Here is an 18,167-nt window from a genome sequence, read left to right on the forward strand (position 1 = left end):
TTCCTTAGGCTGCTGAGACGGTTGCACCGTCGGCTGGTTCCAGGTCCGAGGGCGAACTCAGGGTTCCCCGAATGGCGGTGGCTGCTGCCACCAGCGGGGAGACCAGGTGGGTGCGACCGCCCTTACCTTGTCGGCCTTCGAAGTTGCGGTTGGAGGTGGAGGCACAGCGCTCTCCTTCGGCCAGCTGGTCCGGGTTCATGCCCAGGCACATCGAACAGCCGGCAAAGCGCCATTCGGCGCCGAAGTCCTTGAAGATCCGGTCCAATCCTTCGGCTTCGGCTTCGAGGCGCACGCGCGCGGAACCGGGAACCACGATCATGCGGATCTCCGGATCCTTCTGCCTACCGTTAATGATGTTGGCGGCAGAGCGCAGATCCTCCATGCGGGAGTTGGTACAGGAGCCCAAGAAAACGGTATCGACTCGGATGTCCTTCATCGGGGTGCCCGCTGACAGATCCATGTAGGTCAAGGCCCTTTCGCAGGCGGCACGTGCGTTCTCGTCCTGGAAGTCCTCGGGGGCGGGGACCGATTCGGAGAGTGAAACTCCTTGGCCGGGGTTGGTCCCCCAGGTGACGAAAGGCTCGAGTTCATCGGCGTTGACGTTGACCTCGGCATCGAACCGGGCGTCTTCGTCGGTACGCAACGTCTTCCAATAGTCCACGGCAGCATCCCAGTCTTCGCCCTCCGGGGCGTGCGGGCGGCCTTCGAGGTAGTCGAAGGTGGTCTGGTCGGGGGCGACCATACCTGCGCGGGCGCCGGCCTCGATCGACATGTTGCAGATCGTCATGCGGGCTTCCATGGACAGCGCACGGATGGCCGATCCACGGTATTCCAGCACATATCCCTGTCCGCCGCCGGTGCCGATCTTGGCGATGACCGCCAGGATGATGTCCTTGGAGGTCACACCCGTACGCAGCGTCCCCTCGACATTGATGGCCATCGTCTTGAACGGCTTCAATGACAGGGTCTGGGTCGCCATGACGTGCTCGACTTCGGAGGTGCCGATGCCGAAGGCCAGCGCGCCGAACGCCCCGTGGGTGGAGGTATGGGAATCACCGCACACCACGGTGACCCCGGGCTGAGTCAGGCCCAGCTGCGGCCCCACAACGTGGACGATTCCTTGCTCCTGATCGCCCAACGAGTGCAGCCTCACACCGTACTCGGCGCAATTGGCCCGCAGCGTCTCGATCTGGGTACGGGACGTCGGGTCCGCGATGGGCTTGTGGATCTCCAATGTCGGAGTGTTGTGGTCCTCGGTGGCGATGGTCAAGTCCGGCCGACGCAGCGGTCGGCCGGCCAGTCGCAGTCCTTCGAAGGCCTGCGGGGAAGTCACTTCGTGAATCAGGTGCAGGTCGATGTAGATGAGGTCCGGGCGTCGTGCCGAGCCCTCACCACCACCTTCTCGGACCACGTGTGCGTCCCAGACCTTTTCGGCCAGCGTCTTGGGCGTGGTGGGTGCCGTGGATCGTTCCTGTTCAGACATTGGGTTCCTCCTGGATTCTTCCCTCGCTATCTAGGACACCACCAGCGACACTCCGCACGCTAGCAGAATGACGTGCATCTCATATGTTGAGACGCTAGTATCAATAGATGGACACATCAAGCGGGGTCGGCGTCATCGACAAGGCAGCTTTGGTTCTCGATTCGCTCGAGGCCGGACCCATCAGTCTGGCTCAATTGGTCGCAGCCACGGGACTCTCACGCCCCACGGTCCATCGGTTGGCCCAGGCCCTGGTGCACCATCGGCTGGCGGGAAAGGACATCCACGGGCGCTTCATGCTCGGGAGCCGGCTGGTGGAACTGGCCTCGGCAGCCGGTGAGGACCGCCTCATCGCCGCCGCCGGCCCCCTCCTGGTCCAGTTGCGCGACGCCACCGGAGAAAGCTCGCAGGTGTTTCGGCGCCAGGGCGAGAACCGGGTCTGCGTTGCCTCGGCAGAACGCCCCGTGGGTTTGCGTGACACCATTCCGGTGGGAACCCAGCTTTCGATGAAGGCCGGTTCCGCCGCCCAGGTCCTGTTGGCGTGGGAAGACCACGAACGGCTTCTGCACGGACTCAGCCACGCCCGCTTCTCCCCCACCATCCTTGCCGGCGTACGACGGCGCGGGTGGGCCCAATCCCTGGGGGAACGGGAACAAGGGGTGGCTTCGGTTTCGGCACCCGTCCGCGGACCCTCCGGCAGGGTCATCGCGGCAGTGTCGATCTCGGGTCCCATCGAACGCCTCGGTCGTCAGCCGGGCAAAGCCCATTCGGAAATCGTGTGCCGAATGGCCGCCCAACTCAGCGATGCCTTGAAGAAGCCAACGGTCTAGGTGCGACTTTCCTGCACCTTATTCGCTGAAATGGTCGAATCCTTCGGGGGAACCCTTCACGACTCCTGAAGGATACCGCTGGCCATCCAGGAATATCCGCTGCCGGGGTCCCTCGCCGGTCTTCTCGCGGCCCACCTGGCCGACGGGCACGAACCCCTGCGGCAGAGCGGTCTCTCGAGGGAAGGTTGCCAGCAACCCGTGGTCCTCTCCCCCACCGAGAACCCAACCCAAGGGCTCCCGCTCCAACAGTTCCGCAACGGCCCCGAGATCGAGGCCTTTGTGCCCCATCAAAACGAGGTGGGCCCGAAGCGCCATGGATTCCAACTCAATCAACACCCCGCTGGCCTCTGCCAACCGACCCGCGTCACGGACCAACCCGTCGGAGAGGTCCATCGCCGCCGTGGCTCCGGCGGCTGCTGCCCGGGGGCCTGCGTCCAAGGGCGGCCGCGGCCGGCACTGGCGTTCAACGACGGTCGAGCATGATGGACCGAGCGCAGCGTAGTCATGCTCGGATTCCAACAGGTCCAAGCCGGCCGCGGCAGCACCCATCACCCCGCAGACGGCGACGATGTCACCTGGACGGGCCCCGCTCCGTAGTAGCTCGGAACCAGGAATCATACCGGTCAAGGCGGCCGTGATCGACAGCTCACCGCCCGAGCTCAGGTCCCCGCCGGCCAGCGCACAGTGGTCGGCGCCGAGTTCCCGCACGGCGTCCGAGAAGCCGTCGGCAATCCCCTCGACCCAGGACACCGGTGTCTCCGGGGGGAGCGTCAGGCTAATCACTGCGGCCGTCGCCACGGCGCCCATGGCGTTGATGTCCGAGAGGTTCTGCGCCGCCGATTTCCAGCCGACGTCATATCCTGTGCTCTGATAGCCGTTGCGCCAGTTCAGGCGGAAGTCCTGATCCTGGACGAGGGTGTCGATGGTCACCACGAAGCGTCCTCCCGGTGCGGAGATGATGGCCGCGTCGTCCCCGGGGCCCAGCAGCATGTCGGCACCGCGCAGGCGCGGCAGGATCCGCTTCAGGACCCCTGCTTCGCCGATCCCGGCCACCGTGCGTTCCTGATCCGGAGTCTCAGCCACGGGCCCTCCGAACGGCAGAACCGAAGTTGTTGAAGCGACTGACTTCGGCATTCACCGGTTCCACCACCAGGTCCTGCGCCACGCGGGTGATGGATGCCCTGAGTTCCCTACGCGCCCTTCGGGCCCTCCCGGAAGCCGCTGCCCGAGCCAGGAGACCGGTCACCAGACCGAGGACGATCCCCAGCAGCACTCCCCCGACCAACATCAACGTCGGCACAGGAAATCCCTCAACCCGGGGTGCCGCAGGGGCGTCGAACTGGAGATATCCCATGATCGCCAGCACGGCCAGCCATCCAGCCCCGGCCAGAGCCACAGCCAAGGCGGCCCACTGCACGACCGATACGACGGGCCACCACCAGGACCCGCGCCCTGCCGAGATATCTGTTGAGGCTATGGCCTGATCCAGGGCATCGGGCAGATTCTTTGAGCTCGCTCGGGCGGCACGCCGGATCGATCCCCGCCAGGCTTCGGGAGCACCCTTGCTTGCCCCGTCGGCGAAGACCCGCACCGCGGAATCCGACTGGGCCCGTTGGGCAGCACCGGGCGCCGGTAACGACGTCCTGTTCACTGCAGGGTTGACATCACGGCTGCGCAGGTTGAGCCGCCGCAAGGGATCGGGGCGAAGCTTCGACAACCACCGGGTCACCGGCCAGCCGGTCCGTCCTCGAGCTTGGAGCCGGTAGGAGGTCCGGGTCGCGGCAACCACGGTTTCCACGCCGGATGCATCCGCCAAGTGATCAGCCAGTGCTCGTTGCTCAGCAGTGCCGGGTTCGGGCAACCCCCTCCCGATGGCCCATGCCGGGTCCTCTCCAGCTCCCGATTCAGGAGCCGCCGCTGGGTGTGTTGGTCCCACCAGACCGTCCGCGGCAGCCGCCACGTCCTGAAGTAGGCGATCCGTCGACGCCGATCGGGCGACCGCGACATCGGCAATTGCTTCACGCAACCCATCGATGCCCTCCCCGGATTTCGCCGACACGGCATGGAGCCGTGGACGGCGCAGACCATCGGTCTCCAGAATGCCGCGGAGCGACTCGATGACTGCCGTGCGATCCGAGGAATCCAGGAGATCTATCTGGTTCAACACCACGAGCGTGATCCCGGCATATGCGGCCAGTGGACGGATGAATTCGTGATGAACCGCGGCATCGGCATATTTTTGTGGATCGAGAACCCACACCAGGACATCCACCTGGCCGGCAAGTCGCTCCGCGGTTTCACGATTCCCTGCCGTCGTGGAATCAAAATCCGGAAGGTCCACCAGGATCAGCCCGCTGGCCTGGCCGCTTCGTCGTCGCAACAGCCCGGCCCGGCTCGTACCCAACGGCTGATCGAGTTGGTGGCGTTCCGGAACCTGCAGCCAATCCAAGAGATCATCACTGCCCTCTGCCTGCCACACTCCGGCCAAGGGCACGCTGGTCGTCGGACGCGTGGCCGCGGCACGGGCCAGATCCCTACCGGTCACCGCGTTGAAGAGCGAGGACTTGCCGCTACCGGTGGCACCGAAGAATCCAACGACGGTGTGCTCGGCGGACAGGGACCTGCGGGTGGAAGCCTGTTCCAGCACGGCGTCCGCTTTCTCGATTTGCGCCTGGGGCACCCGGCCCGTGCCTAGCTCGGTGGCATGTTGGAGCGCTTCGAGTCGTTCGATCAACGGTGTGGTCACCGCTTCCTTGCCCCGGCGGCTCATTTGAACTCTTTCGCAGTGGTCTGTGCCAGTTGTTCCAGCCGCCCGGACACATCCTTCAAGCTGGCGATCTCCTCCATCGTGGGGATGTCCCCCAACAAGTCGAGGAATCGGGTGCCTTCCTCGTCGAGTAGTTGCCTCACGCGTTCCTCGAGCCCTTCACGCGCCGTTTTGGCCAAGCGACGAACGGCGTCTTCACCGAAAATAGACTCGAGCAGCTTTTGCCCGACCACGGCGGTACCACCGGCGATGCCGACCTCGAGTCCGGTCAATCCAGCCGTGGTGGCAAACACCACAACCATCAGGGCGACGGCGACACCGTTGACGCCGAAGGACACCATCCTCGCGGTGAAGCGCTTTCCGGATCCTTCCGATCTGATCAGGGCCAACAGCTCGTTTTGCCAGTCACGGATTTCCGCGGCCACGCGATCGCTGAATCCCTCGGAGGTCGATCCGTAATCCACGTCGCCGAGAAGTGATCGGGCCGCAGGATCCGCCCGCCAGAAGTTCTCCGACTGTTCTGCCGCCTTCGCCGCTTCGTCGACGATGACGGCGTGCAAACCAGTTTCGATGGCTTCTTCGACGGTGCTGACTGGCTGTGGCCTCCCGGCGAAAAACGCCCCGATGCGGTCGCGGACCTTGCCGATGCTCGATTCCAACGAGCGGAAGAATTCTCCGGTCCCCACGAAGTCCTGCCACCGGGCCAGGACCTCGCCCCGCAACAGCGTTCCTTCGCTGGTCGCCTCGGCAATGCGCTGCGCGGCACCGGCGTAGGCGTCGGTGACATGGGCGGTCAGTTGGTCTCCGGCAGCATGTTGCGCCTCCTGGGCCTCGACGACTTCTAATAAGTGGCGGGCGAGGCTGGCGATCACCCCACTGAGGGTCTTGCGCGCGATGGCGGCCCGGCCGGCACTGTCCTGGGCAATTTCGGCCAACCATTTCCTCACGGGTGCCACGGCTGCGTCGGCGAGCATGCCGTGCCCATCCAGCGTGGATTCCTGGACAACGAAGAGTTCGGCGGCCGCCAGCCCCTTTCCGTCGAGCATCGCCCGCAGATCGGCGGCGACTTCGTCGTGCACACCCGGAGGGACACGGTCCAGGACAATGGCCACGGTGATCTCGCGGGAGGCTGCGTCCGTCAGAAGTTGCCAGGGCACGGCATCGGCGTATCTGTTGGCGGTAGTAACGAAGATCCAGAGATCGGCTGCCGAAAGCAGCTGCCCTGCCAGTTCACGGTTGGCGTCAGACACCGAGTCGATGTCAGGTGCGTCCAGCAACGCAATCCCTTGCGGGATGGTTGCGTGGCCGAGGAGCAGCAACGATGGCCGCCCCATGGTCGCTGGGCCTTCATCCGTCCCAACGGCCTTGGTGATTGCCGCCCCGGGAAGTTCCGCCCCTGGTTCGGCGCTGCCGCTCACGCGTGGAAGACCGGGCAGGATACGGCTCCCATCGAACCAGTCTCGCTCATCCGGATGATGGACGAGGATGGGCTGTCGCGTGGTCGGACGAATGGCGCCGGCCCGCGTCACCGGATGACCGACCAACGCATTGACCAGGGTGGACTTTCCGGCGCCCGTTGAACCACCGACCACCGCCAGAAGCGGGGCGTCGAGGCTGCGGTAGCGGGGCAGGACGTAGTCGTCGAGTTGGACCCTCGCGTCCAGCACGCTGGTGCGCACCCGGTTGGCCTCTGGAAGGTCAAGTGGCAAGCGCACCGCTTCAAGGGCGGACCGGCACTCATGGAGTAGTCCGAGGGCCGGCGGTCCTGCTTGGCCATCGCTGTCTAGGGAAGTCACGACTACATCATGCCAAACGAGGCGGCGGAACAGTGCAACCAGCTCAAAGGAACCGCGCCGCGCGTGGCCTTGGGGTACAAAAGAAAATCGCGGCACATCATGATGATGTACCGCGAAATTCGACAGGTGACCCCAGCGGGATTCGAACCCGCGTTACCGCCGTGAGAGGGCGGCGTACTAGGCCGCTATACGATGGGGCCGCATAGCTCGCATCGTTGAGGGCTGATGCCGCCCTGTTCTGGTGAACGTGACCCCAGCGGGATTCGAACCCGCGTTACCGCCGTGAGAGGGCGGCGTACTAGGCCGCTATACGATGGGGCCATAGCTTGTCCTGATTGCTCATCGGACAATGCCAGCCGGCGCAGAATCTGCCCCGGCTGTAGCGCTGGGATACCAGGACTCGAACCTAGAATGTCGGTACCAGAAACCGATGTGTTGCCAATTACACCATATCCCAATGGTTTGCCGGACTACGTTCACATCCTTTCCGGGATGTTCCGTATGCCTCGGCACGAGAAATAACTTTACCCGAGGATTCCGACAAAACCAAAATCGGCTGTTCGCGCCCAGGAGTGGACGCTCAGACCAGCGTGGTCCTGAAGTTCTGCAGGCGCTTCAGGGATGAATCCTTGCCCAGGATGACCATGGATTCGAACAACGGAGGCGAGACACGCTTACCTGACATGGCGGTACGCAGCGGACCGAAGGCAAGCCGCGGCTTGATACCCATGTTCTCGATCAGCGCTGCGCGCAAGACCCCTTGAATCGATTCCGCGTCCCAGGCGACCAGTTCCGTCAGCTCGGCCAGGGCCGCGTCGAGAACTTCGTCGGCATTTCCGGGCATGCCCTTGAGAGCTTCCGGTTGGATCACGATCTCGTCATCGCCACGGAAAAGGAACTCGAGCATCTCTGGTGCCTCACCCAGCAAGGTGATGCGTTCCTGGACCAAAGGCGCCGCCTGGTCCAATATGTGCTCCTCCTCTGCGGTCAGCGTCTCCCCCGTGACTCCGGCAGCCCGCAAATAAGGAACCAATCGGTCGCGGAAATCCCGCGCTTCAAGCATCCGAACATGGGTGCCGTTGATGGCCTCAGCCTTTTTCACATCGAACCTGGCCGGGTTGCCGAGTACGTCGTGGATATCAAAAGCCGCCACCAGTTGGTCGCGCGTGAAGATGTCTTCGTCTGCCGACAGACTCCACCCCAGCAACGCCAGATAGTTCAACAGGCCTTCGGGGATGAAACCCCGGTCACGGTGGAGGAAGAGACTGGCCTCGGGGTCACGCTTGGAGAGCTTCTTCTTGCCGGCACCCATGACGTAGGGCAGATGCCCGAAGAGGGGCATGTGTTCGGCGATTCCCACATCGATCATCGCGCGGTACAGGGCGATCTGTCGTGGCGTCGAGGAGAGGATGTCCTCGCCGCGCAGGACGTGGGTGATCCCCATGAGGGCATCATCCACGGGGTTCACCAAGGTATAGAGTGGCTTCCCGTTGGCGCGGACAACGGCAAAATCGGGGACTGACCCGGCTTTGAAGGTGATCTCACCGCGAACGAGGTCGGTAAACGTCAGATCGTCATCCGGCATGCGCAATCTCAGGACGGGCTCCCGCCCCTCGGCCCGGAAGGCGGCGATCTGGTCCTCGCTGAGGGTCCGATCGAAGTTGTCATAGCCGAGCTTGGGGTCCTCCCCCGCCGCACGGTGGCGTGCCTCGACTTCCTCAGGGGTGGAGAACGACTCGTAGAGGTGCCCGGCGCTACGCAACTTCGCGATCGCGTCCTGATAGATATCTGCGCGCTGGGACTGCCGGTAGGGCTCGTGCGGGCCGCCGACGTCGACACCTTCATCCCAGGTGATGCCTAGCCAGTCGAGCGCGTCGAGGAGCTGACGATAGCTTTCCTCGGAGTCACGCTTGGCGTCGGTGTCTTCGATCCGGAACACCATTTTTCCGCCGGTATGCCGGGCATAGGCCCAGTTGAACAGTGCGGTGCGGATGAGTCCGACATGTGGGGTCCCGGTCGGGGACGGGCAGAAACGGACGCGGACAGGGGTCTCGTCGGTGACGATGGGAATCTGGGATGGCTCAATCATGATGCCACCCATCCTAATACGGTCAGGGGAAGTTGATCCGCGTCATCGCTCTGCGGTCCGACTCCTGCCACGTACCGCTGTGACAATACGGCGGGTCAATAGTGCCACGGCCACCACGATGGCGATGACCAACAACGTGGTGGTGACCGGAACAGGCCATCCTGCCCGGTAGGAGATCCGTGAGCAGACGGCCAATGCCCATGCGGTCGCCCAAAAAGCGGAGCGACGCCTCTGCCAGGCGGGGCGGGCCGCCCGGCTCCGTTGGGTCTCCGTCATCGACTCCCTGATGGCCCGTCCGACGCGACGCTTTCCGTACATAGCAGCTGCCGCTAGCGACGGAACGTGTTGGTGAGCGTGCCGATGCCCTCGATCTCGACGTCGAAACGCTGTCCTTCACGGAGCAGCCCGACCCCGGCAGGTGTCCCGGTCAGCAGGATGTCGCCGGGCAACAGCGTGAACGCCTGCGAGGCATAGGCCACCAGATCGGGAACGCTCCAGACCATCAAGGTGGTATCCGCGTCCTGGACGGTGTCGCCGTCCAAGCGTCCCTGGATCCGCACGTCTTCGACATCCAGTTCCGTTTCGATCCATGGGCCGATGGGACAGGCGCCATCCCAGCCCTTGGCGCGGGCCCACTGGTTATCGGTTCTCTGCACGTCACGGGCCGTGAGGTCGTTGGCACAGGTGTAGCCGAAGATCACATCCCCGGCCTTGTCCGCGGGAACGTCTTTGCAGATGCGTCCGATCACGACGGCCAGCTCGGCTTCGTAGGACACTTCTTCGGAAAAGGCAGGAAGGGTCACCGGGTCACCAGGGCCGGCCACCGAAGTGTTCGGCTTGAGGAACATCAACGGAGTGACAGGTACTTCGTTGCCCATTTCCCGGGCATGTTCAGCGTAGGTGCGGCCGAAGCAGACGACCTTCGAGCGCGGGATGATCGGGGCCAGTAGCCGGACATCGTCGAGCCGGTGGCGGGCACCGGTGGGCTTGATGCCTTGGAAGAAGGGGTCACCGGCGATGACGATGACGTCTTCGCCGTCGACTACGCCGTACATGGGGTCATCGTCTAGTACAAACCGAGCAATACGCATGGGTTACAGCCTAGTAGAGGAATCGTGGTCGTCGCGATCCGCGTTCCCGGGGGTAGGGCGTTTTCCGCTCAAGTTAGCTCTTCGAGATTTCGAATGGGATTCAGCCGGGCCCGTCTCCTCGGGAGCCAGTTCCCGGTAGCCTTCCGGGTTGGCTGATTGCCAGCGCCAGACATCAGCCACCATGTTCTCGAGCCCACGCTCTGATTTCCAACCGAGTTCCTCTCGAGCCAACGTGGGATCCGCCCAGTACGCCGGCAGGTCCCCAGGTCGGCGATCGGTGACTTCATATGGAACCTCTTTCCCCGAAGCACGGGAGAAAGCCTGAATCACATCCAGGACGGATGTCCCGACACCGCTACCCAAATTCCAGGAGTGCAGTCCGTCGTGGGCCACGAGGTATTCGAGGGCCTTGAGATGCCCTGCCGCCAGATCCACTACGTGGATGTAGTCCCGGACACCGGTGCCGTCCGCGGTGTCATAGTCATTCCCAAAGACATTCACCTTCTCTCTGCGCCCAACGGCAACCTGAGCGACGAAAGGCATCAGGTTATTCGGTAGCCCCTGCGGGTCCTCGCCGATTCGGCCGGATTCATGGGCTCCAACGGGGTTGAAATACCGCAAATTGGCGATCTTCCAACGTTCATCCGATGCCGCTAGATCCTGGAGAATCTGCTCGATATGCATCTTGGTCCGCCCATAAGGGTTCATGGCGTCCAGTGGCAAGGCTTCCGTGTACTCCACGGTGCCTCCTGCTCCGCCATAGACCGTGGCGGATGAGCTGAAGACGATGGTACGAACGTCGTGGGCTTCCATCGTCTCAAGCAGGTTGAGCGTCCCCACGACGTTGTTTCGGTAGTACCAGAGCGGTTTCAGCGCCGATTCACCAACGGCCTTCAACCCGGCAAAGTGAATAACTGCTTCGGGGTCCGCCTCGGTGAATACTCGATCAAGTGCTGCCGGATCCAGTAGGTCCGCCACGTGCAAGGAGGCTTCACGTCCCGCTAGTTCCGCAACCCGCCTCAGCGCTTCGACGGATGAATTCGACAGGTTGTCCAGAACATGGACATCATGCCCGTCTTCAAGTAGTTGGAGAACAGTATGTGAGCCGATGTACCCGGCTCCGCCGGTAACGAGAATGCGCATGTCCCAAGTCTATGAGGTTCGTCTCGGTCTCGGAGATGATTGCACCGACGCTAGCCCGATTCATTTTTCATCGTTGCTCTCAGGCCCAGGCAGTTTCGCATGCTTCTCCACTCGCCAAGTCCGGTCCGGCACCACCGGTTCAATGCATGTAGCGTCACCGCGCAGGTCCCCGAATTGGGGCTCGGAGCAGGCCGGCGAGCGAACGGCAGGGACAGTTCGCCTGCTTCGAGTCATCCCTGGAGAGACGCGTGGTGACCCTGGCCTACTTCGCCAGTTCGGTAACCATGCGGGTTTGGTGCTGGTCAGTTCCCATGGGACCTGCCCAGCCCGCCTCCACTTGACCAGGCCCCTCCTGGTGCACCGTCGTCCACGCGCGCTCCAGGGCATCTGGACGTTTACCTGGAAACTTCGACTGTTGTCAGCGTGGCTCCTCCACGGACGCCATGCCCGACACCTGCGCGGGCCACTGCTTTGCGCTGGTGCCGGGCCAGATGAGTCCGATTCGGAATACGTCTTTCCTAAACGAGGCGGGTGAGCCAGCCGTGGGTGTCTTCGACGGTTCCGGTCTGGATGCCAAGCAGCTGTTCACGGATGGCCATGGCCACCGAATCCTTGCCGGTTTCCGGCGTCACGATCGATTCATCAGTGGTCTTCAGTTCCCCGATGGGAGTAATGACCGCAGCGGTACCGCAGGCAAAGACCTCGGCGAGGGAGCCGTCTGCTGCCGCGGTTCTCCATTCCTCGATGGTGATCTTGCGTTCCTGCACCGTCAGGCCACGCTCACGGGCCAGCTCGATCACCGAGGACCGGGTGACGCCATGCAGGATGTTCCCGTTCAGTTCCGGGGTGACCAGCGTGCCATCGGTGAAGACGAAGAAGACGTTCATGCCGCCCAATTCGTCGACGGCGAAGTCGTTGGTGGGATCCAGGAAGAGGACCTGCTTGCAATCGTTGGCTTCTGCTTCGAGCTGGGCGGCCAGCGATGCGGCGTAGTTGCCACCACATTTGGCTTCACCGGTGCCCCCATGGCCGGCCCGGGCATAGCTCGTCGATAGCCAGATGGAAACCGGCTTGAGCTCTCCCCCGAAGTAGTTGCCCGCCGGTGACGCGATGACACGGTAGGAGACCTCATGGGAGGGGCGCACGCCCAGGAAGGCTTCCGTGGCGATCATGAATGGACGCAAGTACAGCGCCTCGCCCTCGCCGGTGGGAACCCAATCAACATCGACGGACACCAACCGCTTCAGTGAATCAATGAACACGTCGGTGGGCAGTTCGGGCAGGGCGAGCCGACGGGCAGAGGTGTTGAAACGTGCCGCGTTCGCTTCGGGCCTGAACGTCCAGACACTTCCGTCCGCGTGACGGTAGGCCTTCAATCCCTCGAAGATCTCTTGTCCGTAGTGCAGGACCGATGCCGCCGGGTCCATCATGATCGGACCATAGGGTTCGATCCGGGCATCGTGCCAGACCCCCTTCCCAGAGGCATCCTGGGTCCAGTCGACGATGGCGGTATGGTCGGTGAAGAAGTCGCCAAATCCGGGATCTGCCAGAATCTTGGCGCGTTCTTCGGCGCTCTTGGGGGTGGTGGAGAGCTGTTGTGAGAATTCCATGGTGCCTACGCACTTCCTCTGCAAAGTTTTCGTGCCGCCCCTCACACGGGACGTTGTTCCGGCACCAGCTTATGACAGCTCCAGCGTGATCGCGTCTCCGACTTCCGCAGTTGATCGCGGATCGGTCAGTTCCGCGCGTGAATCCAGGTCCTTTTCAACGGCGGCTTCGACCCGGCAGGCAGCGTCGGCCAGGCCCACATGTTCAAGCAGGAGCGCCGCGGAGAGGATTGCCGCGGTCGGGTCCGCGATCTGCTGTCCCGCGATGTCCGGAGCCGAGCCATGCACCGGTTCGAACATAGAGGGACCCGTGCCGAGCATGTTGATGTTTCCGGAGGCCGCCAGTCCGATCCCCCCGGTGACCGCTCCCGCGAGGTCGGTGAGAATGTCGCCAAAGAGGTTGTCGGTGACGATGACGTCGAAGCGTGAAGGGTCCGTGGTCATGAAGATCGTGGCGGCATCGACGTGCATGTAGTCGTGGGTGACCTCCGGATATTCGGTGGCGACGGCCTCGACTGTTCTGCGCCACAGGTGCCCTGCATGGACGAGTACGTTGTGCTTATGCACCAGGGTGACATGGCGTTGCGGACGCTCATTGGCGCGGCGGAAGGCCTCTCGGACGACCCTTTCCACCCCATAGGCCGTGTTGACGGAGACCTCGGTGGCGATCTCATGTTCGGTGCCAACACGCAGTGCACCACCGTTGCCGACATAGGGCCCCTCGGTACCCTCGCGGACGACGACGAAATCGATGTCCCCGGGATGTGCCAGTGGACTCGGGACCCCGGGATACAGGCGCGATGGGCGCAGGTTGATGTAGTGGTCGAGGCTGAAGCGCAGCTTGAGCAGCAGTTCGCGTTCGATCAGTCCCGAGGGAATGCGGGTATCCCCCGGCGCGGCACCGACGGCGCCGAAAAGGATCACCTCGTGGGCACGCAGGGCTTCGAGGGTCTCATCGGTGAGGGTCTCGCCCGTTTCCAACCAATGCTGTGCGCCCAGGCTGTAGTTGGTGAACCGCAGTGAACGGTCCCCGCCTTCGGTTGCCTTCTTCAGGACCTTGAGGGCTTCGGCAATGACCTCCGGGCCAATGCCGTCGCCGGGGATGACGGCCAAATCAATCGCGTTGCTCATGCTTCCAGAATATTGCGCTGTCCGAATGCCGAACAAACCGTCTCGCTATTTGAGATCAGTTCGTAGAGGTCGCTTCGTCACTTAGTTCAAGCTAAGCCGTTTTGTGATGTCTGAGTCCGTTTACTGGCGGTTGTTTGGTGGGAGCAAAACGAGAGCACAGTGGGTCCCAACGTTCGGGATTTTTCGGGAGATCCGGTCAACTAAACCACCTCGACGATTCAGTTCCCATCCGCACTTACCCTGGGCACATTTTATTTCATTCGGATACTTGGCGAGCCTTGCCCGGGCTCACGGCAAACTGTCGACGGCAACCGATTCTAAAGAGTTCACAGATTTCACGGGGGCTTCTACGCCATCTATCAGCCCTTCACACGCTAGACGAAACTGGTTCGAATACTGGGCTTGGTCAAACTCCCCCAGGTAGTAGTTGCGTATTTCAGTCCTCAGCTCGGATTTCGAATCTTCACCCAACAGCTGATCCAGGACCTCCGGGAGATTGGACTGGTCTTCTTTGAGAATGTATCCGGCAGCGGTAGCAGGTAGCTCACTTTTCAACTCTGCGGGAGTTTTCTTCATCGACACGACGGCAAAGGGCTTTTCGGATTGCAGGTAGTCCGACACGACTGCCGACACGTCTGAAACCATCGCATCAGAGGAGTTGAAGCAGTCAACGATACTCATTTTGTTTTCTGCCTTCCGACCCCACTTATGGTCTCGGCCGGTCTTTGCGGCGTTCTTGCGAAGAAGCCGGCAAATCCGCTTGATAGTTTTCACGTCATCCTGGAATTGGTAATTGAGGATGTGAGCGCGAAACACAACGGTGCAACCGCGCTGTAGCAAGGCGGAAACGATCTCTTCACCATGGCGAAGTGAATAGACTTCGGTGTCCTTATACGGGCCCCGCCAGGTTGGTGCATACAGGACGGTCTGGGAGCGTCCCCGTTCCTGCTGGTGGCTTTGACGCAACACTTCCCGAATCTGGGGACGGCCGACGATCTTGAATTTTTCCGCGGGAATGGAAACTCCATGACGGGCATAGCGATCCACACCAGCCTGTCCGGCAGAAAAAATGTAGTCGTAGATGTTGTGCACCGGGTTGTAGCAGGCCGGCTTCTCGGAATCCCCGTGGTTGAGCCACACATGTTTGAGGTCGCGTCGTTCGATGAAATGGGAATTGTTCCCGGCATTGTTGACGTAAAAAGCGACTTTCAGCGATGGCGTAATGACCTCTTCCAGACTGCGCAGCGTCCTCCGGTAGATCACCGGTGCCGTGGTGCGCGGCCAAATTTCGCGCATCATGACGATATTTCGGGTCACGATGATGAACGGTTTGTTCATTTCCTCAAAATATTCCAGCCACATGCCCAGTTGGTAATCGATACCCGTTTTTGCCCCGAAGTAGACGACGAACTCCGGAGAGATGGACTCCAAGACGTCCGGCAAGGAAGTCTCCAGCTTGGCGCTTCGCACCCCTCGTTCCAAGCCGCTGCAGAAGATAAATACGGAGAACAGGAAAGGACCTGCAGAGACAATGAAAATCATGACCGGGTGGGATCCCACGTAGGCGAGCATCCAGCACAGAGCGATCGCGGCGCTGGAAATGAGAGTTGCGTATCCCCGAGCAATCGGCTGATAGCCGCGGGTCTCGACCCCCCGGACGTTCCGGCATTCGAGACCACTCACACGCCAGGCTTTATGGATGCTCGTTTCCATCACGATGGATAGGAGGAGCAGGGTTGCGGCACCAGCAAGCCACCAGGACCAGCCATACCTGCCCATGAGCGTAATGCCCAGTGCCGCTACTCCGAGCGAGCGAGCACCATTGACTGCCCTCAGCAGCCGATTTACGGTTCTGGAATCCCCGGCTGCCTGCTTGTTCTGGAATAGATAGGTGGCAGATGCGGCCACACCCAGAGCGGCCACGAAGAGAGGGGAGGCACCCAGGACCGCAAACGCAAAGACCGCCACATTCAGACTGACCGGTAATACGGTCCGCCCCGAGTCCCTTTTCCAGATCCTTCCAGCCAGGTGAACTATGAGATTCTCCTTGGGGGCCGCCATGGCTGAAACCACCGACTGCCCCGGCTCGCTGGCCGCGCCTTCGAATGTCATCCCCGAGGGGATTCCTACTCGTAGCTCGGGCCCATCCGGCGTGGAGGTTCCGCCGGTATGCGATCCAACGATGGCCTCTGGAGGCAACGTTCCTGAGTCTTGCTGGCCAGGTCGATTCGCCGCGTGGGTTGTCGGCCGGCTCTTCTTCGCTTCACCTGCGTTGGGTTTCTGCCCAGCCACCGCCGAGTGGACCTTCGTCGTCGCGGCACCAGCGACCGATGATGTTTCAATACCCGCCGGGTTTATCAGCGACCGCGCGGCTTCGACGAAATTCGAAGCATAATTTTCAAGGGGAAAGTCGCCCAAATAGTCAGCTCGCAACCTTCTGCGCTCGGACTTGAGTGGATCACTGCCGAGCATGGCATCAAGCGACCCCGAAAGCGTAGTCAGGGATTCGTCCACAACATATGCGGCCGCACCGACCGGATACAGCTCCGAGAACCGGTCGGCTTCAATCCCAATCGACATCATCGCGAACGGCTTCTCGGAATACAGGTAGTCCGATACCACACTGGACACATCCGAAACCATGGCATCGGACTCGTTGGTGCAATCGGTGATTGAACGCAACGTTTCGGCTGCATCCCCGTATACGTGCTGCAGGCCACTAATTCTGGAGTCCGATATCAGGCGTTCATGGATCCTGGAGATTTGTTCCCTGTCTTCGGGGAACTGATAACTGAACGGATGTGGCCTGAAGATCACGCGGCATCCACGGTCCAAGAGGCCCGAAACGATCTCGAACCCTACGGCCAGGGAAGACAAACTCGTCTCTTCGACGTGTCCACGCCACGTTGGAGCAAAAAGAACTGTCTGCGGTCCCGTGCCGGCGTCCGATCGGACGTTGCGGATCACGGTCTCCAGCTGGGGGCGACCGACGACAACAAACTTCGTGGGGTCAATATGGATGTCGTGCGCGGCGTATCTTCTGATGGCAGCTGGTCCTGCGGCAAAGATCTTGTCATACATGGCATGCAACGGGTTATATGAGGTTGGTTTGTCCGAATCACCATGTCCAAGAAAGACATGGGTGAGATTCGTGTACCGAACCATCGTGCTGTTGCCGGACGAAGCGTTCACGTAAAAGACTGCTCGCATTGATTCCACCATGACCTCTTCGAGTGCTTCGATGGAGCGGCATAGGAGAACAGGGTGGGTTGTCAGCCCAGCAAGATCGCGAGCGGTACGTTCGGTGCGGGCGACGAGCACAAAAGGCAACCCGGTTCGCTCCAGGTAGGGAAGCCACATCTTGACCTGGTGAGCAGCTGGTTCCGCCAACGAGGTGTAGATCATGAATTCCGGTGCGAGACGCAGCAGTGCGTCCCCCAGATTTCGTTTGACAAGCGTTGACTGCCGAAACTGGGCAAAGGCGTGCAGAAAAACCAGCGCATAGAACATATCCAGTACGCCAACGGCTGCGATCCACCACCAGAGCTGATGTCCACCGCCTTGCAGGACTCCGCCGGCCATGATCACGATTGAACTAGCGGTGAGCAGTTGACGATCGATGGTGATCGGCTGTCTCGTCGTCGGAACCCCTGGCAAATGCGCGACAAACGGCAGGCGAAGAGTGATGGCCCGCCTGAGAGAAGGCTCGAACAGTACTGGCAGCCCAATCCCAATAAAGCCCAGTACGGCTAGATAGGGTGCTTCCGGACGACCATCTGATAAACCGACAGTGGCGAGATTGGCGGCGACAGCGGCAGCGACGAGGATGCGGATGACTGGGCGGTACCCGAGTTTCCCGTTTTTTCGCCAGAACCCCAGAACATGGACCGCCAAGGCGAAGGCCAACAGTCCGATGAAAAAACCCTGATGCCCTGGACCGGACGCGACGAGAATTGCCAGGGAGGCGGCAATGGCACTGACGGCATAGGAAATAAGCGGCGTAAAAACACCTTTGACATACGTTCCCGCAATCGACTCTGGTCGTTTGCTTTCCCTATGTCGCTTGAAATTCACCGCGGCTTCCCCCATGATTTAACGCTTTGACAACTAAACAATGCTAGAGGAGGGCATGGCTCAAGTGAAATTGACGGCCGTCTTCTCACGTTTACTTCTTTGGACTTCGGTCGATTCCCTCTATTCACGTCCTGCGGTCTGTCGTCCCATGCTTCCCGC

Annotated in this window: 12 protein-coding genes and 3 tRNA genes; 1 reads left to right on the forward strand and 14 read right to left on the reverse strand. The window is 61.6% G+C overall.

What is annotated here, in order from left to right:
- Positions 1–4: 4 nt before the first annotated feature.
- Entirely contained in the window at positions 5–1,483 is a 1,479-nt protein-coding gene (leuC, locus tag ACT3S6_RS01760) for a 3-isopropylmalate dehydratase large subunit (RefSeq protein ID WP_444553451.1), read from the reverse strand.
- A gap of 107 nt (positions 1,484–1,590) precedes the next feature.
- On the opposite strand from leuC, the gene ACT3S6_RS01765 reads away from it, so the two are divergent.
- Entirely contained in the window at positions 1,591–2,310 is a 720-nt protein-coding gene (locus ACT3S6_RS01765; protein WP_444553452.1) for an IclR family transcriptional regulator, read from the forward strand.
- Positions 2,311–2,328: 18 nt separating this feature from the next.
- Here the strand turns inward: ACT3S6_RS01765 and thiL are convergent, their stop codons facing one another.
- The 13 genes from thiL to ACT3S6_RS01830 all read right to left on the reverse strand — a co-directional run bounded on the left by thiL (position 2,329) and on the right by ACT3S6_RS01830 (position 18,008).
- Positions 2,329–3,393, reverse strand: a complete 1,065-nt coding sequence (thiL, locus tag ACT3S6_RS01770; protein ID WP_444553453.1) for a thiamine-phosphate kinase — start codon at positions 3,391–3,393, stop codon at positions 2,329–2,331.
- Entirely contained in the window at positions 3,386–5,080 is a 1,695-nt protein-coding gene (locus tag ACT3S6_RS01775; protein WP_444553454.1) for a GTPase family protein, read from the reverse strand. The genes thiL and ACT3S6_RS01775 overlap by 8 nt, the downstream gene beginning before the upstream one ends.
- Positions 5,077–6,873, reverse strand: coding sequence for a dynamin family protein (locus ACT3S6_RS01780; protein WP_444553455.1), 1,797 nt, complete (start codon positions 6,871–6,873; stop codon positions 5,077–5,079). Before ACT3S6_RS01780 ends, ACT3S6_RS01775 begins: the two co-directional genes overlap by 4 nt.
- 127 nt (positions 6,874–7,000) lie before the next feature.
- Positions 7,001–7,073: transfer RNA gene (locus tag ACT3S6_RS01785), tRNA-Glu, on the reverse strand.
- A 48-nt stretch (positions 7,074–7,121) separates the two neighbouring features.
- Positions 7,122–7,194 (reverse strand) — tRNA-Glu (locus ACT3S6_RS01790).
- Between the two features lie 64 nt (positions 7,195–7,258).
- Positions 7,259–7,330, reverse strand: a tRNA-Gln gene (locus ACT3S6_RS01795).
- Between the two features lie 123 nt (positions 7,331–7,453).
- Positions 7,454–8,962 (reverse strand): glutamate--tRNA ligase, encoded by a 1,509-nt coding sequence (gltX, locus tag ACT3S6_RS01800; protein ID WP_444553456.1) that lies wholly within the window; start codon positions 8,960–8,962, stop codon positions 7,454–7,456.
- Between the two features lie 42 nt (positions 8,963–9,004).
- A complete protein-coding gene (locus ACT3S6_RS01805) occupies positions 9,005–9,238 on the reverse strand; it encodes a hypothetical protein (protein ID WP_444553457.1) in 234 nt (77 codons plus the stop codon).
- Between the two features lie 53 nt (positions 9,239–9,291).
- Positions 9,292–10,053 carry a fumarylacetoacetate hydrolase family protein gene (locus tag ACT3S6_RS01810; protein ID WP_444553458.1) on the reverse strand — a complete coding sequence of 254 codons (762 nt, stop codon included), beginning with the start codon at positions 10,051–10,053 and terminating at the stop codon, positions 9,292–9,294.
- Between the two features lie 3 nt (positions 10,054–10,056).
- Entirely contained in the window at positions 10,057–11,196 is a 1,140-nt protein-coding gene (gene galE, locus ACT3S6_RS01815) for a UDP-glucose 4-epimerase GalE (protein WP_444553459.1), read from the reverse strand.
- 518 nt (positions 11,197–11,714) lie between these two features.
- Complete coding sequence (locus ACT3S6_RS01820) at positions 11,715–12,806, reverse strand: branched-chain amino acid aminotransferase (protein ID WP_444553460.1); 1,092 nt, start codon at positions 12,804–12,806, stop codon at positions 11,715–11,717.
- Between the two features lie 69 nt (positions 12,807–12,875).
- Positions 12,876–13,934, reverse strand: coding sequence for a 3-isopropylmalate dehydrogenase (locus ACT3S6_RS01825; RefSeq protein WP_444553461.1), 1,059 nt, complete (start codon positions 13,932–13,934; stop codon positions 12,876–12,878).
- A gap of 288 nt (positions 13,935–14,222) precedes the next feature.
- Entirely contained in the window at positions 14,223–18,008 is a 3,786-nt protein-coding gene (locus ACT3S6_RS01830; protein ID WP_444553462.1) for a CDP-glycerol glycerophosphotransferase family protein, read from the reverse strand.
- Positions 18,009–18,167: the final 159 nt, after the last annotated feature.

Source organism: Arthrobacter sp. AOP36-C1-22 (assembly GCF_052377515.1).
Lineage (GTDB): Bacteria > Actinomycetota > Actinomycetes > Actinomycetales > Micrococcaceae > Arthrobacter_H.

Excerpts from the sequence above, each read along its gene's own strand:
- ACT3S6_RS01775 (WP_444553454.1), bottom strand. The coding sequence starts at position 5,080 with ATGAGCCGCCGGGGCAAGGAAGCGGTGACCACACCGTTGATCGAACGA.
- galE (WP_444553459.1), bottom strand. The coding sequence starts at position 11,196 with ATGCGCATTCTCGTTACCGGCGGAGCCGGGTACATCGGCTCACATACT.
- gltX (WP_444553456.1), bottom strand. The coding sequence starts at position 8,962 with ATGATTGAGCCATCCCAGATTCCCATCGTCACCGACGAGACCCCTGTC.
- ACT3S6_RS01820 (WP_444553460.1), bottom strand. The coding sequence starts at position 12,806 with ATGGAATTCTCACAACAGCTCTCCACCACCCCCAAGAGCGCCGAAGAA.
- ACT3S6_RS01805 (WP_444553457.1), bottom strand. The coding sequence starts at position 9,238 with ATGACGGAGACCCAACGGAGCCGGGCGGCCCGCCCCGCCTGGCAGAGG.
- ACT3S6_RS01765 (WP_444553452.1), top strand. The coding sequence starts at position 1,591 with ATGGACACATCAAGCGGGGTCGGCGTCATCGACAAGGCAGCTTTGGTT.
- leuC (WP_444553451.1), bottom strand. The coding sequence starts at position 1,483 with ATGTCTGAACAGGAACGATCCACGGCACCCACCACGCCCAAGACGCTG.
- ACT3S6_RS01810 (WP_444553458.1), bottom strand. The coding sequence starts at position 10,053 with ATGCGTATTGCTCGGTTTGTACTAGACGATGACCCCATGTACGGCGTA.
- ACT3S6_RS01825 (WP_444553461.1), bottom strand. The coding sequence starts at position 13,934 with ATGAGCAACGCGATTGATTTGGCCGTCATCCCCGGCGACGGCATTGGC.